This window comes from Allobosea sp. GW823-FHT02B03, assembly GCF_058797755.1.
Window position 1 is genome coordinate 133093 of record NZ_JBXAJY010000001.1, and the last position, 18080, is coordinate 151172.

General features: G+C 67.4%; 20 protein-coding genes. 13 read left to right on the forward strand and 7 right to left on the reverse strand.

Annotated features, from left to right (window positions below; all coding sequences use genetic code 11):
* Positions 1-80: 80 nt before the first annotated feature.
* From rpoN to AC1REK_RS00675, 7 genes are all read left to right on the forward strand, one after another.
* Positions 81-1613, forward strand: a complete 1533-nt coding sequence (rpoN, locus tag AC1REK_RS00645) for an RNA polymerase factor sigma-54 (RefSeq protein ID WP_492267559.1) — start codon at positions 81-83, stop codon at positions 1611-1613.
* Positions 1614-1834: 221 nt separating this feature from the next.
* Positions 1835-2422 (forward strand): ribosome hibernation-promoting factor, HPF/YfiA family, encoded by a 588-nt coding sequence (hpf, locus tag AC1REK_RS00650; RefSeq protein ID WP_316016572.1) that lies wholly within the window; start codon positions 1835-1837, stop codon positions 2420-2422.
* A gap of 86 nt (positions 2423-2508) precedes the next feature.
* Positions 2509-2970 (forward strand): PTS IIA-like nitrogen regulatory protein PtsN, encoded by a 462-nt coding sequence (ptsN, locus tag AC1REK_RS00655; RefSeq protein WP_316016573.1) that lies wholly within the window; start codon positions 2509-2511, stop codon positions 2968-2970.
* 135 nt (positions 2971-3105) lie between these two features.
* Positions 3106-4722, forward strand: a complete 1617-nt coding sequence (locus AC1REK_RS00660) for a fumarate hydratase (RefSeq protein WP_492267558.1) — start codon at positions 3106-3108, stop codon at positions 4720-4722.
* Positions 4719-5051 (forward strand): hypothetical protein, encoded by a 333-nt coding sequence (locus AC1REK_RS00665; RefSeq protein ID WP_327521344.1) that lies wholly within the window; start codon positions 4719-4721, stop codon positions 5049-5051. The genes AC1REK_RS00660 and AC1REK_RS00665 overlap by 4 nt, the downstream gene beginning before the upstream one ends.
* Positions 5052-5108: 57 nt before the next feature.
* Positions 5109-5765, forward strand: coding sequence for an MBL fold metallo-hydrolase (locus AC1REK_RS00670; RefSeq protein WP_492267557.1), 657 nt, complete (start codon positions 5109-5111; stop codon positions 5763-5765).
* Positions 5766-6020: 255 nt separating this feature from the next.
* On the forward strand, positions 6021-7478 hold the full coding sequence (locus tag AC1REK_RS00675) for a phospholipase D-like domain-containing protein (protein ID WP_492267556.1): 1458 nt from the start codon (positions 6021-6023) through the stop codon (positions 7476-7478).
* Between the two features lie 208 nt (positions 7479-7686).
* On the opposite strand, the gene AC1REK_RS00680 is transcribed toward AC1REK_RS00675, so the two are convergent.
* Both AC1REK_RS00680 and efp read right to left on the reverse strand, forming a co-directional pair.
* Positions 7687-8205 (reverse strand): DUF1993 domain-containing protein, encoded by a 519-nt coding sequence (locus tag AC1REK_RS00680; RefSeq protein WP_492267555.1) that lies wholly within the window; start codon positions 8203-8205, stop codon positions 7687-7689.
* Positions 8206-8296: 91 nt separating this feature from the next.
* Positions 8297-8866 (reverse strand): elongation factor P, encoded by a 570-nt coding sequence (efp, locus tag AC1REK_RS00685; RefSeq protein WP_327521340.1) that lies wholly within the window; start codon positions 8864-8866, stop codon positions 8297-8299.
* A 115-nt stretch (positions 8867-8981) separates the two neighbouring features.
* On the opposite strand from efp, the gene epmA reads away from it, so the two are divergent.
* Genes epmA through AC1REK_RS00700 form a run of 3 tightly spaced genes read left to right on the forward strand, consistent with a single transcriptional unit; the run spans position 8982 to position 11784 of the window.
* Positions 8982-10046 (forward strand): EF-P lysine aminoacylase EpmA, encoded by a 1065-nt coding sequence (epmA, locus tag AC1REK_RS00690; RefSeq protein WP_492267554.1) that lies wholly within the window; start codon positions 8982-8984, stop codon positions 10044-10046.
* Positions 10043-11107: a lysine-2,3-aminomutase-like protein gene (locus AC1REK_RS00695; protein ID WP_492267553.1), complete on the forward strand. Its 1065-nt coding sequence runs from the start codon at positions 10043-10045 to the stop codon at positions 11105-11107. Before epmA ends, AC1REK_RS00695 begins: the two co-directional genes overlap by 4 nt.
* A gap of 32 nt (positions 11108-11139) precedes the next feature.
* Positions 11140-11784 carry a DsbA family oxidoreductase gene (locus tag AC1REK_RS00700; protein WP_066478334.1) on the forward strand — a complete coding sequence of 215 codons (645 nt, stop codon included), beginning with the start codon at positions 11140-11142 and terminating at the stop codon, positions 11782-11784.
* 46 nt (positions 11785-11830) lie between these two features.
* Here the strand turns inward: AC1REK_RS00700 and AC1REK_RS00705 are convergent, their stop codons facing one another.
* Complete coding sequence (locus AC1REK_RS00705) at positions 11831-12196, reverse strand: type VI secretion system tube protein Hcp (RefSeq protein WP_492267552.1); 366 nt, start codon at positions 12194-12196, stop codon at positions 11831-11833.
* 179 nt (positions 12197-12375) lie between these two features.
* Between AC1REK_RS00705 and pyrF the strand changes: the two genes are divergently transcribed.
* Genes pyrF through AC1REK_RS00720 form a run of 3 tightly spaced genes read left to right on the forward strand, consistent with a single transcriptional unit; the run spans position 12376 to position 13718 of the window.
* On the forward strand, positions 12376-13083 hold the full coding sequence (gene pyrF, locus AC1REK_RS00710) for an orotidine-5'-phosphate decarboxylase (protein ID WP_492267551.1): 708 nt from the start codon (positions 12376-12378) through the stop codon (positions 13081-13083).
* Positions 13084-13119: 36 nt separating this feature from the next.
* Positions 13120-13407 (forward strand): DUF1330 domain-containing protein, encoded by a 288-nt coding sequence (locus tag AC1REK_RS00715; RefSeq protein WP_492267550.1) that lies wholly within the window; start codon positions 13120-13122, stop codon positions 13405-13407.
* A 2-nt stretch (positions 13408-13409) separates the two neighbouring features.
* Positions 13410-13718, forward strand: coding sequence for a DUF1330 domain-containing protein (locus tag AC1REK_RS00720; RefSeq protein WP_066478322.1), 309 nt, complete (start codon positions 13410-13412; stop codon positions 13716-13718).
* 243 nt (positions 13719-13961) lie between these two features.
* Here AC1REK_RS00720 and AC1REK_RS00725 read toward each other — a convergent pair whose 3' ends face one another.
* From AC1REK_RS00725 to AC1REK_RS00740, 4 genes are all read right to left on the reverse strand, one after another.
* Positions 13962-15059, reverse strand: coding sequence for an NADH:flavin oxidoreductase/NADH oxidase (locus tag AC1REK_RS00725; RefSeq protein WP_492267549.1), 1098 nt, complete (start codon positions 15057-15059; stop codon positions 13962-13964).
* A 56-nt stretch (positions 15060-15115) separates the two neighbouring features.
* A complete protein-coding gene (locus AC1REK_RS00730; RefSeq protein WP_492267548.1) occupies positions 15116-16054 on the reverse strand; it encodes an AEC family transporter in 939 nt (312 codons plus the stop codon).
* Positions 16055-16181: 127 nt separating this feature from the next.
* Entirely contained in the window at positions 16182-16928 is a 747-nt protein-coding gene (locus tag AC1REK_RS00735; protein WP_327521333.1) for a bestrophin-like domain, read from the reverse strand.
* A 105-nt stretch (positions 16929-17033) separates the two neighbouring features.
* Positions 17034-18032: a DUF808 domain-containing protein gene (locus AC1REK_RS00740; protein WP_492267547.1), complete on the reverse strand. Its 999-nt coding sequence runs from the start codon at positions 18030-18032 to the stop codon at positions 17034-17036.
* Between the last annotated feature and the right edge of the window lie 48 nt (positions 18033-18080).

Genomic DNA, 18080 nt, shown 5'->3' on the forward strand with positions numbered 1-18080 from the left:
CCGCTGCGGCCCGAGTCTAGGCTTTCCTCACAGGCAAGAAGCGTGCCGAGGTGGCGCGGAGGAAAGGGGCCGGATCGTCTATGGCGATGATGCCGCGTATGGAGCTGCGCCAGGGGCAGTCCCTGGTGATGACGCCGCAGCTTTTGCAGGCGATCAAGCTCCTCCAGCTCTCCCATCTCGAACTCCAGAATTTCGTCGAGGGCGAGCTCGAGCGCAACCCGCTGCTGGAGCGTAATGACGAGGCCGGCGAGGCGCCGCTGGCCAATGGCGGCAGCGAGGGCGCGCATGCGGCCGATCAGGCGAGCTATGAGCGCGCCGAGAGCCTCAACACGCAGGAGGGCATGGAAGGGCGGCTTGGCACCGGGCTCGAGAACGTCTTCCAGAACGAGCAGCCACAGATCGCTCGGCTCGATACGCGTGGCGCCGACAGCCTGCCGATCACCGGCGGGGCTTATGGCGGCAGTGGCGGCTCGTTCGAAGATGGGCCCGAGGGGTTCGAGAGCAGCCTGACCGCCGAGCTTTCTCTGCATGACCATCTCGCCGCTCAGCTCGATCTGGCGGTCGCCTCGCCGGCCGAGCGGCTGATCGGCCGGCACATCATCGACGGGGTCGACGATGCCGGCTACCTCGCCGAGCCGCTGGCCGACATCGCCATGCGGCTGGGTGTCGACGAGGCCAGGGTCGAGCAGGTCCTGCGCATCGTCCAGGGCTTCGATCCCAGCGGCGTTGCGGCGCGCGACGTCAGTGAGTGCCTGGCCATCCAGTTGCGCGACCGGGATCGCTACGACCCGGCCATGCAGGCTCTGCTCGCCAATCTGCCGCTGGTCGCGAAGCGCGACTATACCGCGCTGAAGCGCATCTGCGGCGTGGACGACGAGGACATCGCCGACATGGTCGCCGAGATCCGGCGCCTCGATCCCAAGCCCGGCCGCGCCTTCGGCGGTTCGGCCGCCGAGACGGTGGTGCCGGACGTTTTCATCCGCCCCGCGCCGGATGGCTCCTGGCTGGTGGATCTCAACCCCGACACGCTGCCGCGCGTGCTCGTCAACCAGACCTATCACGCCCGCGTTTCACGGGCCGCGCGCAACGACGAGGACAAGGCTTTCATCGCCGAGTGCCTGCAAACCGCAAACTGGCTGACCCGTTCGCTCGAACAGCGTGCCCGTACCATCCTCAAGGTTGCCAGCGAGATCGTGCGCCAGCAGGACGGCTTCTTTGCCCATGGCGTCGAGCATCTGCGCCCGCTGAACCTCAAGACCGTCGCGGACGCGATCGGCATGCACGAATCGACGGTCTCGCGCGTTACGTCCAACAAGTACCTGACCTGCCCGCGCGGCGTCTTCGAGATGAAGTATTTCTTCTCGGCCGCGATCGCCGCGACCGGCTATGGCGAGGCCCATTCGGCCGAGGCGGTGCGCTACCGGATCAAGCAGATGATCGACGAGGAGAGCCCGGCGGAGATTCTGTCGGATGATGCGATCGTCACGAAGCTGAAGACGAACGGCATCGACATCGCCCGGCGGACCGTGGCGAAGTACCGGGAATCGCTGCGCATCCCGTCCTCGATGGAGCGCCGGCGGGAGAAGCTCGCCATGGCCGGCGGGGGGCGCTGAACCCGCCCGCGACACATGCCGCGCATGCCCCGGTGAAGAGGCCGCGGGGCCTGTCCTGCGATCTGCTCCGGCCGGTCGAGTTGCCCCTGCGGCATGCGTCCCGTTGAGAGCAGCCCCTTCGAGGCACCCGCCTTCGGGCTCATTGACAAGCCGGTGACCCCGTTCTTACCTCCAGTAGATGGTCGACTACTGGCCATGGCGACAAGAAGGGGAAGCACTCCATGAGCTTGCGAATCTCCGGCAAGAATCTCGATGTCGGCGAGGCCCTGCGGGGTCAGGCCGAAGCGCGCGTGGCGGCAGCCCTGAGCAAGTATTACGAAGGCGGTTATCAGGGGCACGTCACCGTCGGCAAGGACGGGACCGCCTTCAAGACGGACGGCGTCCTGCACCTCTCCTCCGGCATCACGCTCGAAGCTTCGGCAGTGGCGCATGACGCCTATGCCAGCCTCGACAAGATGGCCGAGCGCATCGAAAAGCGCCTGCGTCGCTACAAGCGGCGGCTGAAGGATCGCTCCGCGGCGATGAACGGGCGCGAAGCCGGCCTCGAAATCCCCAGCTATGTGATCGCGGCTCCCGACCAGGATATCGAGGAGCATGACGCCGAGCATGTCGGCGAAAACCCGGTCATCGTGGCCGAAACGACCAAATCCCTGCATCAGATGACGGTCAGCGACGCGGTTGCCGAGCTCGACATGACCGGCGCGCCCGTCGTCATCTTCCGCCACGCTGGCAATGGCCGCATGAACGTCGTATACCGCCGCCGCGACGGCAATATCGGCTGGATCGATCCGCCGGCTTCTCTCTCTTGAGGTTCCGCCGCTGACGAATCTGGGCGCCTGCCGGGCCTTCCGGCAGGGACCGGACCGGCAGGCACGGGACATGCATGGATTGGCCTATGACGCTGACCGATCTCCTCCGGCCCGAGGCGGTGATTTCGCCGCTGCGCGCCAACAGCAAGAAGCAGGCGCTTCAGGAACTGGCCCAGCACGCGGCTTTGCTCACCGGCCTGCCCGAGCGTGAACTCTTCGAGGCGCTGCTGCAGCGCGAGCGCCTCGGCTCCACCGGGATCGGCGACGGCATCGCCATCCCCCACGGCCGAATGCCCGGCATCGACAAGCTTGTCGGCCTGTTCGCGCGGGCAGAGAAGGCGCTCGATTTCGAGGCGCTGGATGGCCAGCCCGTCGACATCATCTTCGTGCTGATCGCGCCGGAAGGGGCGGGGGCCGACCATCTCAAGGCGCTGGCGCGCGTCGCGCGCGTGCTGCGCAATCAGGCCGTGCTGGACCAGGTGCGCCATGCGCATGATCCGGCGGCGATCTACGCCATCCTGGCGGAGACGGCCGCCAAGGCAGCCTGATCGGAAGGGCGCCCTGACTGGAAAGGTTTCAGTCTAGGGCTTGGAGCCCTCGGGCCGAAGGGTTATGACGCGGCGCAACGCCAAGGCGCCGCGCCCTCCGCGCAAGGCGCCGCCGAAATGCCGGAGTGCCGCCCGATGGCCTATACCCATGTCGATCTCTTCCCCCTCGGCGAGGACAAGACCCCTTACCGCTCGCTCGGCACGGAGGGCGTCACGGTCGAGAAAATCGGTGATCGCGAACTCCTGACGGTCTCGCGCGAGGCGATCCGCCGGCTCTCTGAGCAGGCCTTCATCGACATCAACCATCTGCTGCGTCCGGGCCATCTCGCCCAGCTCCAGAAGATCCTCGACGACCCTGAGGCGACCTCGAACGACAAGTTCGTCGCCTACGACCTGCTGAAGAACGCCAACATCGCCGCCGGCGGCGTGCTGCCGATGTGTCAGGACACCGGCACCGCGATCATCATGGGCAAGCGCGGCCGCAAGGTCTGGACCGATGGCGACGACGAGGCTGCGCTCGGCGAAGGCGTTGCGGATGCCTATTTCAAGCGCAACCTGCGCTATTCGCAGCTCGCGCCGCTCTCCATGTTCGAGGAGAAGAACACCGCGACCAACCTGCCGGCGCAGATCGACATCTACGCCGAGGGCGAGGATGCCTATAAATTCCTCTTCGTCTGCAAGGGCGGCGGCTCGGCCAACAAGACCTTCCTCTACCAGGCGACGCCGTCCCTCCTGACCAAGGACCGGATGACCGCCTTCCTGAAGGAGAAGATCCTGACGCTGGGCACCGCCGCCTGCCCGCCTTACCACCTCGCCATCGTCATCGGCGGCACCTCGGCCGAGCAGAACCTCAAGACGGTGAAGCTCGCCTCGACCCGCTATCTCGACGGCCTGCCGACCAAGGGATCGCCCTCCGGTCACGCCTTCCGCGACATCGAGATGGAAGAGGAAATCCACAAGCTGACCCAGTCGCTCGGCGTCGGTGCCCAGTTCGGCGGCAAGTATTTCTGCCATGACGTGCGCGTCATCCGCCTGCCGCGCCATGGCGCCTCGCTGCCGATCGGGCTCGGCGTCTCCTGCTCGGCCGACCGTCAGGCCAAGGGCAAGATCACCCGCGACGGCATCTTCCTCGAGGCGCTGGAAACCGATCCGTCGAAGTACCTGCCGGAGATCGAGGACGCCTCGCTTGGCGGCGAGGTCGTCAAGGTCGACCTCAACCAGCCGATGAGCGAGATCCTGGCGACGCTGACCAGGCACCCGGTCAAGACCCGGCTTTCGCTGACCGGGACTATCGTCGTTGCCCGCGACCTCGCCCATGCCAAGATCCGCGAGCGGCTGGAGAGCGGGCAGGGCATGCCTGACTATTTCAAGAATCACCCAGTCTATTATGCCGGCCCGGCCAAGACGCCGGACGGCATGGCCTCGGGCTCCTTCGGCCCGACCACGGCCGGCCGCATGGATTCCTTCGTCGACCAGTTCCAGTCCTTCGGCGGTTCGATGGTGATGCTCGCCAAGGGCAACCGCTCCTCGGCGGTGCGCGAGGCCTGCGCCCGCCATGGCGGCTTCTATCTCGGCTCGATCGGCGGCCCGGCGGCGCGCCTCGCCCAGGACTGCATCAAGAAGGTCGAGGTTCTGGAATATCCGGAGCTCGGCATGGAGGCAGTCTGGAAGATCGAGGTCGAGGATTTCCCGGCCTTCATCGTCATCGACGACAAGGGCAACGACTTCTTCAAGGAGCTGAACCTCGGATGATCGTTCGTGCCGCCGCCGCCGTCCTGCTGACCCTGGTTCCGACCTTCGCGTTGGCACAGCCGCGTCCCGTTCCGGCGACCTGCACGCGCGACCTGTTCCAGAACGAGGCTGGCATGCGCCAGCGGCAGTACAAGATGCAGCAGGTCGCCAATGCCGACCAGGCGACGCAATGCGCAGCCTGGCGCGAGCATGTCGCCTTCATGCAGAAGGCCCGCTCGGTCTTTGCGACCTGCCAGAGCGGGCGGGAGCGCGAGCAGAACGTCGCGCAGATGGACGAGTCGCTCTCCGACTACCGGGTGCTGCTCGCCAATCGCTGCGGCAAGCGCTAGCCCGCACCGGTCGGTTTCTCTCACCAAGCTCCGCCCATTTCAGCGAAAGGCGTCGTCATGACCGACCAAGCGCAGCCCCCGCTCAGCGTCGCCGTAATCCCGGTGACGCCGTTCCAGCAGAACTGCTCGCTGATCTGGTGCACGAAGACCAGGGAGGCCGCGGTCGTCGATCCCGGCGGCGATGTCGCGCGCATCCAGGCGGCTCTGAAGGAAACCGGCGTCAAACCAGTCGCGATCTGGCTGACCCATGGCCATCTCGACCATGCCGGCGGTGCGGCCGAGCTCGCCGAGGCGCTGTCCCTGCCGATCATCGGCCCGCACGAGGCTGACAAGTTCCTGCTCGACGCGCTGCCCGAACAAGGCCTGCGCTTCGAGATCCGCGACATGAAGGCCGTGACGCCGACGCGCTGGCTCGCGGAAGGGGACAGCGTCTCGGTCGGCGACGTCACATTCTCCGTCCAGCACGTGCCGGGCCACACACCGGGCCATGTCACCTTCTTCCAGAAGGAGCTGCGTTTCCTGCTCGCCGGCGATACCGTCTTCGCCGGTTCTGTCGGCCGCACGGATTTCCCTTATGGCAGCCACAGCGACCTGATCGCCGGCATCAAGGGCAAGCTCCTGCCGCTCGGCGACGATGTGCAATTCCTGCCCGGCCATGGCCCGGCGAGCACGCTGGGCGAGGAACGCCAGACCAATCCGTTTCTGCAGGGCTGACAAGAAAAGACCCGCCGCGAGCGCTCGCAGCGGGTCTCTGATTGGCCAACGGCCATGTCCCGAACCTGTGCGCGTACATCCGGCGTCACCGGTCCAAATTCATGGCCGTCTTCAACGGCGCTGGAGGGCCGTGGAACGCCCTCGACATCGCCGTGATCCCGATATGGGTATGCTCCTGCCCTTGCGCAAGGGGTAAGCCGGCAAGTCTGAGCCGGCGCCATTGCCGGGGCTGCGGGCCGTGCGATAGTCGCGGCCATGTGGGAGATTCTCTACGGCTACTGGCCGCATATCCTGGCCGCCCTGTCGCTTGCGATCACGGCGGTCGCCGCCAGCCACGCCGCGCTGACCAAGGACGAGGTGCGCGCTGCCATCGGCTGGGTCGGCGTCATCCTGCTCTCCCCTTTCCTTGGCGCACTGATCTATGCGGTCGCCGGCGTCAACCGCATGCGCCGCGCCTCCCTTGTCTCGCAGCGCAAGCAGGAGCCTGGGGTCGGCACGGCGGGCGAATCCGCCGCGATTCCCGACGAAGCGGTGGCGCGTGATTTCGGCCGGCGCTTCGCCGCGCTGAAGACGCTCGGCGACAAGGTCGCGCGCCGCCCCCTCAAGAGCGGCAATGCGATCTCGACCTTGCGGACCGGCGACGAGGCCTATGCCGCGATGGCGGAGGCGATCGCCGGCGCCCGCCGCGCGATCATCCTCGAGACCTACATTTTCGACCGCGACCCGATAGGCCTGCGTATCGCCGACGCGCTGATCGCGGCGCTCGGGCGCGGCGTTGCGGTGCGGGTGCTGATCGATGCGGTCGGCGCGCGCTATTCGGTGCCGAGCATCGTCGGCTACCTGCAGAAGGGCGGGGTCCCGGTCGACGTCTTCAATGGCAACATCATCATGGGATTGCGGCTGCCCTATGCGAACCTGCGCACGCACCGCAAGCTCCTGATCGTCGATGGGGAGGTTGCCTTCGCCGGCGGCATGAACATCAGGCAGGGCTTCACCCGCGAATTCGCCGGGGACGCGACGGCACGCGACACGCATTTCCGTATCGCCGGACCGGTGGTCGAGGACCTGCTCGCGGTAGCCGCCGAGGACTGGCGCTTCGCCTCGGGCGAGGATCTGGACGATGCCGCCTGGTCGGTCGCGCCGCAGCCTCCACCCGGCGAAGGCGGCGTGGTGATGCGCGCCGTCGCCTCGGGGCCGGATTCCAGCCTCGAGACCAATCACCGGCTGCTGATCGGGGCCTTCTCGGTGGCGCGCGATTCGATCCGGATCATGTCGCCCTATTTCCTGCCGGATCGCGAGCTGATCAGCGCGCTCGTCACCGCCGCCCGCCGCGGGGTAACGATCGACATCGTCGTGCCCGAGGTTAACAATCTCGTCCTCGTCGACCGCGCCATGCAGGCGCAGTTCGACCAGGTGCTGAAGGATGGCTGCCGGGTCTGGCGCGCCACCGGGGCATTCGACCATTCCAAGCTGCTCGCCATCGACGGCACCTGGGCCTATGTCGGCTCGTCCAATCTCGATCCGCGCTCGCTACGCCTGAATTTCGAGATCGACCTGGAAGTGCTGGACGAGGATTTCGCCCGCAGCATCGAGGCCCGCATTGACGGGGTGATTGCCTCGGCGCGCCCGGTCACCCTGGCGGAGCTCCGGGCCCGCCCTTTTCCGATCCGCCTGCTCGACCGCCTGCTCTGGCTCTGCTCGCCCTATCTGTGAGGCTGGCCGCTGCATCCAGTAGCGTCACGGAGTGACGGAGACACGGTCTCGTCGAAGTTCGGGCGAGCCGCTTGCCGTCATGATCGGGCTTGTCCCGACCATCCGCGTCTTCCCGTGACGAGCGCGGTGTTCGAGACGTGGATGCTCGCCACGAGGGCGAGCATGACGACGGTTGTCAGGTCCCATGCTCGCGGGAGTGCAGCGTGGCTCAGGCGTCGAACACGCCCTTGAGGAAATCCTGCTTGCCGATCGAGAAGCAGTTCTCGCGCAGGATCGCGTAGGCTGTGGTGGCGTGGAAATAGAAGTTCGGCACAGCGAAGCGGGTGAGATAATCCGCGCCCTTCATCGTCACGGTGGCGGACTGGCCGCGCGGGAAGGTGACGTCCCGCTCCAGCCCGGCATCGAGCGCCGCCCTGTCGACCGAGGCGACGAAGTCGAGTGTCCGGGCGATCCGCGCCTTGAGTTCCTGGAAGGTCTTTTCCTCGTCGGGGAAGCGCGGATTATCCCCCCCGGCGAGGCGGGCCGCGGCATTCTTGGCGAAATCAGACATCAGCTGGATCTGTCGGGTGAAGGGGAGCATGTCGGGCGCGAGCCGGCTCGACAGCAGCACCTCCGGCTGGATCTTGCGCGTTTCCGCCTCGGCCTGCGCCTTGTCGAGGATGGCGTCGAGCGCCTTCAGGGTCTGGACGAAGCCGGCGAAGGCGGCGGCGTGAGCGGATAGCGGCATGATTGGGCTCCAGAAATGGAAACGGGCCCGGAAAGGGCCCGCTGCCTCATTCTATAGCGCATGCGCCGTCACACGGGGCGCCGAAGCGCGATCAATCCTTCGCGCGCTCGACATAGGAGCCGTCGGCGGTCATCACCACGATGCGGGTGCCGACGCCGACATGCGGCGGCACGGCCGAGCGCACGCCGTTCGACAGGATCGCCGGCTTGTAGGAGGAGGAGGCCGTCTGGCCCTTGGTCACAGGCTCGGTCTCGACCACCTCGAGCGTGACGCGCTGCGGCAGCTCGATCGCGACCGCCCGGTCGTCGAACACCGAGAGGGTGACCTTCATGCCTTCCTGGAGATAGGCGGCGAGATCGCCGACCACATCGCCGTCGACCGGCAGCTGGTCATAGGTCTCGGGGTTCATGAAGACGTACTGCTCGCCGTCCTGGTAGAGATAGGTGAAGTCGCGATCCTCGACATAGGCGCGCTCGACCTGCTCGGTCGTCTTGTAGCGCTGCGTCACCTTCACGCCGTCCGCTATGCGGCGCATGTCGATCTGCGTCGTCGGCGTGCCCTTGCCGGGGAAGAAGCTCTCGGCCGACAGCACCGAGCAGAGGTGCCCGTCGACTTCGAGGACGTTGCCCTTGCGGACGGAGGAGGCGATGACCTTGACCACTTGAAATTCCTTGCTGGTGCGCGGCGGAGGGGCGCGCTATGCCGATTTCATCGCCGCGCAACTACCGCATTTATGCGCAAAACGGAAGCTGGCTGACGGGTTTGCCAGAGGATCCATGAACGAAAATCCCCCGCCCTTCTGGCGGCCGGACATCCATGCCGACCGGCGTCCAGCGCTGATGGCGCGGGGCCGCGTCAAGGCGGCGCTGCGGCGCTGGTTCGAGGCGCGTGATTTTGTCGAGGTCGAGGCGGCGCTGCTGCAGGTCTCGCCCGGCAACGAGACGCATCTGCACGGCTTTGCGACCACGCTGATCGACGAGGCCGGCGCTGCGCACCCCTATTACCTGCATACCTCGCCGGAATTCGCCGCCAAGAAATTGCTGGCCGCCGGCGAGCGGCGCATCTTCGATTTCGCTCGCGTCTTCCGCAATCGCGAACGCACGGCGCTGCATCATCCCGAGTTCACCATGCTGGAATGGTATCGGGTCGGCGAGCGCTATGAGGCGCTGATGCAGGACTGCGCGGCGCTGCTGGCCGAGGCGGCGCGGGCTGCCGGCGTGTCCCGTTTGCTCTGGCGCGGCGCCGAGGTCGATCCCTTCGCCGAACCCGAGCGACTGACCTTGCACGATGCCTTCACGCTCCATGCCGGAATCGACCTGATGGCGACGATCGCGGGCGACGGAGCGACGGATCGCGAAGCGCTGGCGCAGCAGGCCCGCGGCGCCGGCATCAGGCTGGCCGAGGACGACAGTTGGTCCGACATCTTCAGCCGCGTCCTTGCCGAGAAGGTCGAGCCGCATCTCGGCCGCGGGCGCGCCACCATCCTGTGCGAATACCCGATCTCCGAGGCGGCGCTGGCGCGGCCGAAGCCCGGCGATCCGCGCGTCGCCGAGCGTTTCGAGTTGTTTGCCTGCGGTGTCGAGCTGGCGAATGCCTTCGGCGAATTGACCGACCCGGCGGAGCAGCGCCGACGCTTCGAGGCGGACATGGACGAGAAGGAGCGCATCTATGGCGAGCGCTATCCGATCGACGAGGACTTTCTCGCGGCGCTCGCCGAGATGCCGCAAGCCTCCGGCATCGCACTCGGCTTCGACCGGCTGGTGATGCTCGCGACCGACGCGCGCCGCATCGACGACGTGCTCTGGACGCCGGTCGCGCAACCGGGCAGGGCAGGACGATGACGATCCACCAGCCGCCCGGCCAACCGCTGAAGACGGTCGACGCTCTCGTCGAGCGAGGCCTCGTCGCGCCCGCCAGGCGCGAGGCCTTGGCCGAGGTCGCCAAGCGCTACGCCGTTTCGGTGACGCCGGCCGTTGCGGCGCTGATCGACCCGGCCGACGCGGCTGATCCGATCGCCCGCCAGTTCGTGCCGGATGCCGACGAGCTGACCACCTTGCCGGAAGAGCTGGCCGATCCGATCGGCGACGAGGCGCATTCGCCGGTCGAGGGCGTGGTCCATCGCTATCCCGACCGCGCCTTGCTCAAGCTGGTCCACGCTTGCCCGGTCTATTGCCGCTTCTGCTTCCGCCGGGAGATGGTCGGCCCCGGTGGCGATGCCTTGACCGGCGAGAAGCTCGACGCGGCGCTCGCCTATCTCGCTTCCCGGCCCGAGATCTGGGAGGTGATCATGACCGGCGGCGACCCCCTGATCCTCTCCGCCCGGCGCCTGCGCGAGGTCGGCAAGCGGCTCGCCGCGATCCCGCATATCAAGGTGGCGCGCTGGCACACGCGCGTGCCGATGGTCCAGCCGGAACGCGTCACCGAGGACTACGCCAGGGCACTGCGCGTGCCCGGCAAGGCGAGCTATGTCGCCGTCCACGCCAACCATCCCCGCGAGTTCACCCCGGCGGCGCGCGAGGCGCTCGCCCGGCTCGCCGATGCCGGTCATGTCCTGGTCAGCCAGAGCGTGCTGCTCAAGGGCGTCAATGCCGATGTCGAGACGCTCTCGGCGCTGATGCGCGCCTTCGTCGAGAACCGGGTCAAGCCCTACTACCTGCACCATCCCGATTTCGCGCCTGGCACCAGCCATTTCCGGCTCTCGCTGGCGGAAGGGCAGGCCCTCGTCAAAAGCCTGCGCGGCAATCTTTCCGGCCTCTGCCAGCCGACCTATATCCTCGACATCCCCGGCGGCGCCGGCAAGATCCCGGTCGGCCCCGCCTTTCTCTCGGGCTGCGAGACGCCGGGCGCGCAAGGCCATGCGGAAGATCGCCATGGCGATCTCCACGTCTATCCGCCGAACTGAAACCAGCCGCGTCCGGCGCCAAGGAACGAGCCATGCAAGACAAGATGCCGATCGCGATCGTCTCCGATCTCGCCTGCCCCTGGTGCTTCATCGGCAAGGCGCGGCTTGAAACCGCGCTCGCCAATCACGGCCTTACCGAGCGCGTCGCCATCACCTGGCTGCCTTATGAACTCAATCCGGACATGCCGGAGGAGGGCATGGACCGCACCGCCTATCTCGATGCCAAGTTCGGCCCGGGCAAGCGCAGGGAGATCGAACTGCGCCTCTCCGAGGCGGCGCTGGAAAGCGGCGTCACCTTCAACTGGGCTGCGGTGAAGAAGAGCGTCAACACCCGCATGGCCCATATGCTTGTCGCCGCCGCCTCGACCGTGCAACGCGGCAGCGAGATGAAGGCGGCGCTGTTCAAGGCCTATTGGCAGGACGGCCGCGACATCGGCGATCTCGACACGCTCGTCGCGATCGCGGGCGAGCAGGGTTACGACGAACGGGCGGCGCGCGACGAACTCGCCAATGATGAGTTGCGCGAGACGGTGATCGGCCTCGAGGCCCATGCGCAGCGGGTCGGCGTCACCGGCGTGCCCTTCTTCATCGTCGACGGCAAGCTCGCCGTCTCCGGCGCGCAGACTCCGGACGTCTGGGCCAAGGTCTTCGCGCAGGTGCTGAGCGGCGCGGCCTGAAGCGGCTCCGGCCGGACGAGGCAGTCAGGCATCGCGCCAACCGCAGCTAGTTGAAGAACCGCCAGTTGATGCTCATGGCTTGGAGGCCGATCGTCTCATACGGGACCGAGCCGCCGGTGGTAAAACTGTAGTCTGCAATGATTGTCTTCGAGAGCGTGTAGATCATATAGGGCGTAGGGTGCCCTTGCTTGCGCAGCTCGATCGTGACGGTCTCGAACTCGGTTCCCTTGGCGGCATGCGTCATCAGCTTCGCCGAGAGGAAGTCAGTTTGCTTGGTGAATGTGATGTCGTCCGCCTGAGCGCGGGTGCGCAGCCCGGTGGGGGCGGCAGTGCTGCCGGTGTGGAGCAGCTGCGCGCTTTCTGCCGTGCAGCTGTTGCTGATCGGGGCGCTGAACGTGACATGGATTGGCATGACGGCTCCTCGCGAGGGCAGCTGGGCAGGCCGACGGCGAAGGCATGGGGCGCTGAGCTGATCTTGCTCCTGCGGCGGCAAGACTAACCCATCGCCTGTCGCAACGGAATGCTGTGCCCGGCTTGCGTCCGGCGTCGAATCGTGCCCCATCGCCGCCGGGCAGCGAGGAGGACAGGGCCATGGCGCAGAAAATCAACGATCTTCGGGACCGCATGATCGTCGCGCTCGACGTGCCGACGATCTGGGACGCCTATCGCATCGTTTCGACGCTCGGCGACCAGGCGAGCTTCTACAAGATCGGCTACCGGCTCGCCTTCGCCGGCGGGCTCGATCTCGCCCGCCAGCTGATCGGAGAGGGCAAGAAGGTCTTCCTCGACCTGAAGCTGCACGACATCGGCAACACCGTCACCGAAGGGGTGGAATCGCTGACCAAGCTCGGCGTCACCTTCCTGACCGTGCACGCCTATCCGCAGACCATGCGCGGCGCGGTCGAGGGGCGCGGCGACTCCGCCATGAAGCTGCTCGCCGTCACGGCGCTCACCTCCTATGACGATGGCGATCTCAAGGATGCCGGCTACGGGCTCGCCGTGCGCGACCTCGTGCGCATGCGCGCCCAGCAGGCCCGCATCGCCGGCGTCGACGGCATCGTCTGCTCCGCCGCCGAGACCGAGATCGTCCGCGGCGTCATCGGCCCCGACATGGTCATCGTCACGCCCGGCATCCGCCCAGCCGGCAGCGCCGCCGGCGACCAGAAGCGCACCTTGACGCCGGGCGAGGCCATCGCCGCCGGTGTCGACCATCTGGTGATCGGGCGTCCCGTCATTCGCGCAGCCGACCCGCGCGCAGCGGCGGCCGCGATCATGGACGAGATCGCCGGCGCCGCCTAAGCTTCGCTCCCCATCCAAACGGAAATGGAAGCCGAAATGCCCAAGGGATATGTGATCGCGCGCGCCAAGGTCACCAACGCGACGCAGTGGGCGGCCTATGCCGCCAAGGCCTCGGAAGCGATCAAGCAATATGGCGGCACGCCGCTGGTCCGCGGCGGCCAGATGACGGTGGCGGAAGGCTCGGGCACGGCCCGCAACGTCGTCATCGAGTTCGCCGACTTCGCCGCGGCCAAGGCCTACGCGATGTCGCCGGAATACGCCGAGGCCCGCAAGCTGCGCGAGGGCGCCGGCGAGATCGACATCGTCGTCGTCGAAGGGGTCTGACCATGGCGAAGGGCTACTGGATCGCCCGCCTCGATGTGCAGAACGAGGCGGAATACGCGACCTACCGCTCGCTCAACGCCATCGCCTTCGCGAAGTATGGCGGCAAGTTCATCGTCCGCGGCGGCGAATACAAGCTCGCCCGCGGCGAGGGCCGCAAGCACAACGTCGTCATCGAGTTCAAGGACGAGGCGACGGCCCGTGCCTGCTACGAATCGCCGGAGTACCAGGCGGCGGTGCAGCACCTCGCCAAGGTCGGCCCGGTCGATCTCGTGATCATCGGCGGCTATGACGGAGCCCAGCCGGGCGATTGAGCGGCTGTTTCGCAAGACGTCGTCTTTTCGGGGCGGCCGTAGGGCCGAGCCCGAAACCCATGAACACCACTTTTGCCGTCATGGTCGGGCTTGTCCCGACCATCCACGTCTTCCCGTTACGAGAGCGGTGTTCAAGACGTGGATGCTCGCCACAAGGGCGAGCATGACGAGCCGGAACAGCACTGATCATAGGGGCCTGGCTCTTCGCTGCGCGAAGCCCCGAAATGACAGCTCGAACCCGGCTCAGCTCTCGAACAGCTCCTTCAGCTGCCGCGGCTGCGAGCGCAGATACTGCTTCGGCGCCCTGACGCTGGCGCCGAGATGGGCGGCAGCGTGCCAGGGCCAGCGCGGATCGTAGAGAATGCCCCGCGCCAGCCCAACCATGTCGGCATCGCCGCCGGCGACGATCGCCTCGGCGTGCTCGTATTCGGTGATCAGCCCGACAGCGATGGTCGGAAGCCCGGTCGCGGCCTTCACGGCCCGGGCCAGAGGAACCTGGTAGCCCGGCCCGAGCGGGATCTTCTGCTCCGGCGAAACGCCGCCGCTCGAGACGTGGACGAAACTGACGCCGCGCGCCTTCAGCGCCCGCGCGAAGGCGATGGTCTGTTCGATCTCCCAGCCGCCTTCGACCCAGTCCGTGCCAGAGACCCGCACGCCGACCGGGATGTCGGCCGGCACCGCGTCGCGCACCGCCTCATAGACCTCGAGCGGAAAACGCAGCCGGTTCTCCAGTGTGCCGCCATAGGCATCCTCGCGCCGGTTGGCGAGCGGCGAGAGGAACTGGTGCAGCAGATAGCCATGGGCGCAGTGGATCTCGACCATCTCCAGCCCGATACGCACCGCGCGCTTCGCCGTCGCGACGAAGGCCTCGCGCACGCGCTTCAGCCCCTCGGCGTCGAGCGGCAGCGGCGGCCGGTCGCTCGCGTTCATCGGCAGCGCCGAGGGCGCGACGGTCTGCCAGCCGCGGTCGTCGAGCGGGCGCTGGCGGCTGCCGTTCCAGGGCGAATGCACCGAAGCCTTGCGCCCGGCATGACCGAGCTGGATGCCGACCGGCATGTCGGAATGGCGCCGGACGGCTTCGAGCACGCGGCCGAGCGCCGCCTCGTTCTCGTCGCTCCACAGCCCGAGATCGTCGGGGCTGATCCGGCCCTCCGGCTCGACCGCCGTCGCCTCGATGATCAGGAGGCCGGCACCGGAGAGGGCGAGGTTCCCGAGATGGATCAGGTGCCAGTCGGTCGCCGAGCCATTCTCCGCCGAATACTGGCACATCGGCGCGATGACGATGCGGTTCGGGAGCTGGAGCCCGTCGAGAGTAAGCGGGCGGAAGAGCTGGCTTGTCATGCGCTGTCCTCGGGCTGCGGGAGCGGTGGGAAGGCCGGGAGCCGGCCGGCTGCAGTTCAGCCGGAGACCAGCCAGATCGCGAAGGGGAATGTCAGGGCCGCGGCCGCGGTCGAGATCACGATGGCGGCAGCCAGCGGCCGGCTGTCGGTCTCGAAGCGCTCCGAGATCACGAAGACATTGGCGGCGATCGGCAGCGCCGCATAGAGCACGCCGGCCTTGACCCAGAACGGGTCGAGCCTGAGCACGACCGCGAGCACGAACCAGGTCAGCAGCGGGTGCAGCACCAGCTTGCCGAGGACGAGCGGCAGCACCCCGCGCAGCGGCAGCCTGCCTTCCCGGCTCCACTGCCAGGCGGCGACGCCGAGCGCGAAGATGCCAACCGGAGCGGCCGAGCCGCCAAGGAAGACGAGGAAGCGGTCGATCGGCTCGGGGATGGAAAGGCCGCTGAGCGAGAGCGCGACGCCGCCCATGATCGAGAGCATGAATGGGTTGACGATGGTGCCGCGCACCAGCCGCGCCGCGATACGCCAGGGCGAGCCCTTGCCCCGCCCGGCCTCGATCAGCCCGATTGCGAGGGGGACGACCAGCGCCGTGTCGCAGATCAGCCCGATCGCGATCGGTGCGGCGGCTCCGTCGCCAAGGAAGGCGAGCATCAGGGGAATGCCGAGGAAGGCGAAGTTGCCGCCGACCAGGCTTTGGCCGCGCGAGACCGCATTGGGGAAGGGTAGCCCGAAAAAGCGGCGGGCGATCAGGATGCCGAGGCCCATCACGGCGATGCCGATCAGCGCCAGCGCCGCGAAGAACACACCGTTCCAGAGCTCTGCGATCGGTTGGCGCGACATTACCCGGAGCACCATCGCCGGCGTCGCCACCATGAAGGCATAGGTGTTGAGAACCCGGACCGCATCGCTGCCGAACAGGCCGCGCCAGGCGGAAAGCGCGCCGAGCCCGATCACGGCGAAGAAGGGCGTGCTGGTGGCGAGGAAATGCAGCATGGCGGGTCCGGCGGCCCGTGTGCCGGACCCTGGGCGAGGAGCTAGCAGATTTCCGCCGCGATGACGGCCCCCGCCCATGCATGGCGCCCGGCACGTTTGCGGGATGGACGCAGCGGTCTGCCGCGGATCATGCGCGGCCGAGGCGTTCGAGCGCGAGCTGGAGCGGCAGGTCGGAGACGCGGATGAAGCCGAGATAGGGGTGGTCCATGTCGATGATCAGGACCAGCGCCGCCGTCACCGACAGCGCCGAGGCGAACAGCGTCACCACCACCGTGGCATTGCCCGGGGCCAGAAGGCCGAAGGAGGCGAAGAGCAAAGCGAGCCAGAAGACGAGGATGATGATGAAGATGCCGGGAAATCCGCCGGTTTCGGTTTCCGGCCGCTGCCACCTCATTTCCGAAATCTGCGAGCTGAGCTGGAGCGCGCGGACCTGAAGCCAGCGCTGCCCGTCATTTCCCGGCACCAGGCGCCTGAGGCCGACCTGGATGGGCTCGACGTCGAGGCCCTCGTGCAGCAATCCCTCGCGCTGGTCCCTGAGTTCGTTCAGCCGGGCCTGGAGGCTCCTTCGCAGCGTCTCCCGCAGGGCCGCCGTCTCCGGCCCGTACTGGGCCATCGTCCGATCGAGCAGCACCACATGCGCGGCCGAGGTCCTGAGCTCTGACGCTGCCTCGTCGAAGGACCGTTTCGCCGAGGCGATCAGCAGGCCGAGCGCGATGGCGGACAGTGTCCCGATGATCGCGGTCGCGAGCTTGATCAACTCCCGGGAGTCAGGGGAGAGGTGATGGTCAGGCAGGCGGGCGCGCAGCAACATTCCGCCAGCTGCCGCGCCGAATATGAAGAGGAACGCGACGGCGCCGACCAGGAACGGAGTCATGCCCTTCCCCCGCATTTGCGTGGCGCGAGATTAGTCGGCAAGCCACAGGCGCGGTAGTGAGCGTTTGGGTAGCGAAGTGCCGCCTGACAGCTTTCGTCGGCTGGACTATTTCCGCGCTGCGGCGCCGGCGGTCTTCGCCGCCCTGCCGCGCCAGGCCTTGAGAGCGGGCTCGACGACAAAATGCATGCCGACGAGGCAGAGCCCGCCGATCGCCACTCCGAACACGGCCGAAGCGCCGGCGGTGGTCAGCCATGCGAGCAGGCCGGACGCCGCCGGGACGGCCTGCCCGACGGTTACCGAGACGCCATGAATGGCGTGCTCGATTCCGTCGAGGCCGTAGCCGGCGAGGCCATGGATGATGATGCCGCCGCCGACCCAGAGCATCGCGGCCGTGCCGACCGCGCTCAAGGCTTTCAGGAAATGCGGCATGCCGAGGACGAGGCCGCGGCCGATCTGCCGGATGATGGGCTTGCCGGTGCGCGCCATGGCCGCGCCCGCATCGTCCGCCTTCACGATCAAGGCGACGGCGCCGTAGACCAGCATGGTCATGCCGAGGCCGACCACGGCGAGCACCAGGCCTTGCGTCCAGTAGGATGAGGTGGTGACGGTCGCGAGCGTGATCGCCATGATCTCGGCCGAGAGGATGAAGTCGGTCTTGATCGCGCCCGAGATCTTCTGCTGCTCGAGCTGTGCGGCATCGAGGATTTCGGCCGTGCCTTCGCCTTGCGCCGTCTCGTGCTCGGCATGCGGCACGACGAGCTCGTGGACCTTCTCGAAGCCTTCGAAGCAGAGATAGGCGCCGCCCGCCATCAGAAGCGGGGTGATCGCCCAGGGCGCGATGAAGCTCAGCACCAGCGCCGCTGGCAGCAGGAAGATGAGCTTGTTCTTGAGCGAGCCGAGCGCGATCTTCCAGATGATCGGCAATTCGCGGTCGGCGGAGAAGCCGACGGCATAGCGCGGCGTCACCGCCGCATCGTCGATGACGATGCCCGCAGCCTTGGCGCCTGCCTTGGTCGCCTGGCTCGCCGCATCGTCGAGCGCGGCGGCCGCGACCTTGGCGAGGCCGGCGATGTCGTCGAGAAGCGCGAACAGTCCTGAGCTCATCTCGGTCCCCGGAAAGGCGGCCGCTGGCGTGCCTGCGTCGCAGCAAGC

What these genes read in the sequence shown, in the direction of transcription:
- AC1REK_RS00680 (WP_492267555.1), bottom strand. Translation starts at nt 8,205, where the DNA reads ATGCCGCTATCCGCTCACGCCGCCGCCTTCGCCGGCTTCGTCCAGACC.
- AC1REK_RS00695 (WP_492267553.1), top strand. Translation starts at nt 10,043, where the DNA reads ATGACGATCCACCAGCCGCCCGGCCAACCGCTGAAGACGGTCGACGCT.
- AC1REK_RS00660 (WP_492267558.1), top strand. Translation starts at nt 3,106, where the DNA reads ATGGCCTATACCCATGTCGATCTCTTCCCCCTCGGCGAGGACAAGACC.
- AC1REK_RS00735 (WP_327521333.1), bottom strand. Translation starts at nt 16,928, where the DNA reads ATGACTCCGTTCCTGGTCGGCGCCGTCGCGTTCCTCTTCATATTCGGC.
- AC1REK_RS00670 (WP_492267557.1), top strand. Translation starts at nt 5,109, where the DNA reads ATGACCGACCAAGCGCAGCCCCCGCTCAGCGTCGCCGTAATCCCGGTG.
- ptsN (WP_316016573.1), top strand. Translation starts at nt 2,509, where the DNA reads ATGACGCTGACCGATCTCCTCCGGCCCGAGGCGGTGATTTCGCCGCTG.
- AC1REK_RS00700 (WP_066478334.1), top strand. Translation starts at nt 11,140, where the DNA reads ATGCAAGACAAGATGCCGATCGCGATCGTCTCCGATCTCGCCTGCCCC.
- AC1REK_RS00720 (WP_066478322.1), top strand. Translation starts at nt 13,410, where the DNA reads ATGGCGAAGGGCTACTGGATCGCCCGCCTCGATGTGCAGAACGAGGCG.
- AC1REK_RS00715 (WP_492267550.1), top strand. Translation starts at nt 13,120, where the DNA reads ATGCCCAAGGGATATGTGATCGCGCGCGCCAAGGTCACCAACGCGACG.
- AC1REK_RS00665 (WP_327521344.1), top strand. Translation starts at nt 4,719, where the DNA reads ATGATCGTTCGTGCCGCCGCCGCCGTCCTGCTGACCCTGGTTCCGACC.
- pyrF (WP_492267551.1), top strand. Translation starts at nt 12,376, where the DNA reads ATGGCGCAGAAAATCAACGATCTTCGGGACCGCATGATCGTCGCGCTC.
- AC1REK_RS00730 (WP_492267548.1), bottom strand. Translation starts at nt 16,054, where the DNA reads ATGCTGCATTTCCTCGCCACCAGCACGCCCTTCTTCGCCGTGATCGGG.
- rpoN (WP_492267559.1), top strand. Translation starts at nt 81, where the DNA reads ATGGCGATGATGCCGCGTATGGAGCTGCGCCAGGGGCAGTCCCTGGTG.
- AC1REK_RS00675 (WP_492267556.1), top strand. Translation starts at nt 6,021, where the DNA reads ATGTGGGAGATTCTCTACGGCTACTGGCCGCATATCCTGGCCGCCCTG.
- hpf (WP_316016572.1), top strand. Translation starts at nt 1,835, where the DNA reads ATGAGCTTGCGAATCTCCGGCAAGAATCTCGATGTCGGCGAGGCCCTG.
- AC1REK_RS00740 (WP_492267547.1), bottom strand. Translation starts at nt 18,032, where the DNA reads ATGAGCTCAGGACTGTTCGCGCTTCTCGACGACATCGCCGGCCTCGCC.
- epmA (WP_492267554.1), top strand. Translation starts at nt 8,982, where the DNA reads ATGAACGAAAATCCCCCGCCCTTCTGGCGGCCGGACATCCATGCCGAC.
- AC1REK_RS00725 (WP_492267549.1), bottom strand. Translation starts at nt 15,059, where the DNA reads ATGACAAGCCAGCTCTTCCGCCCGCTTACTCTCGACGGGCTCCAGCTC.
- AC1REK_RS00705 (WP_492267552.1), bottom strand. Translation starts at nt 12,196, where the DNA reads ATGCCAATCCATGTCACGTTCAGCGCCCCGATCAGCAACAGCTGCACG.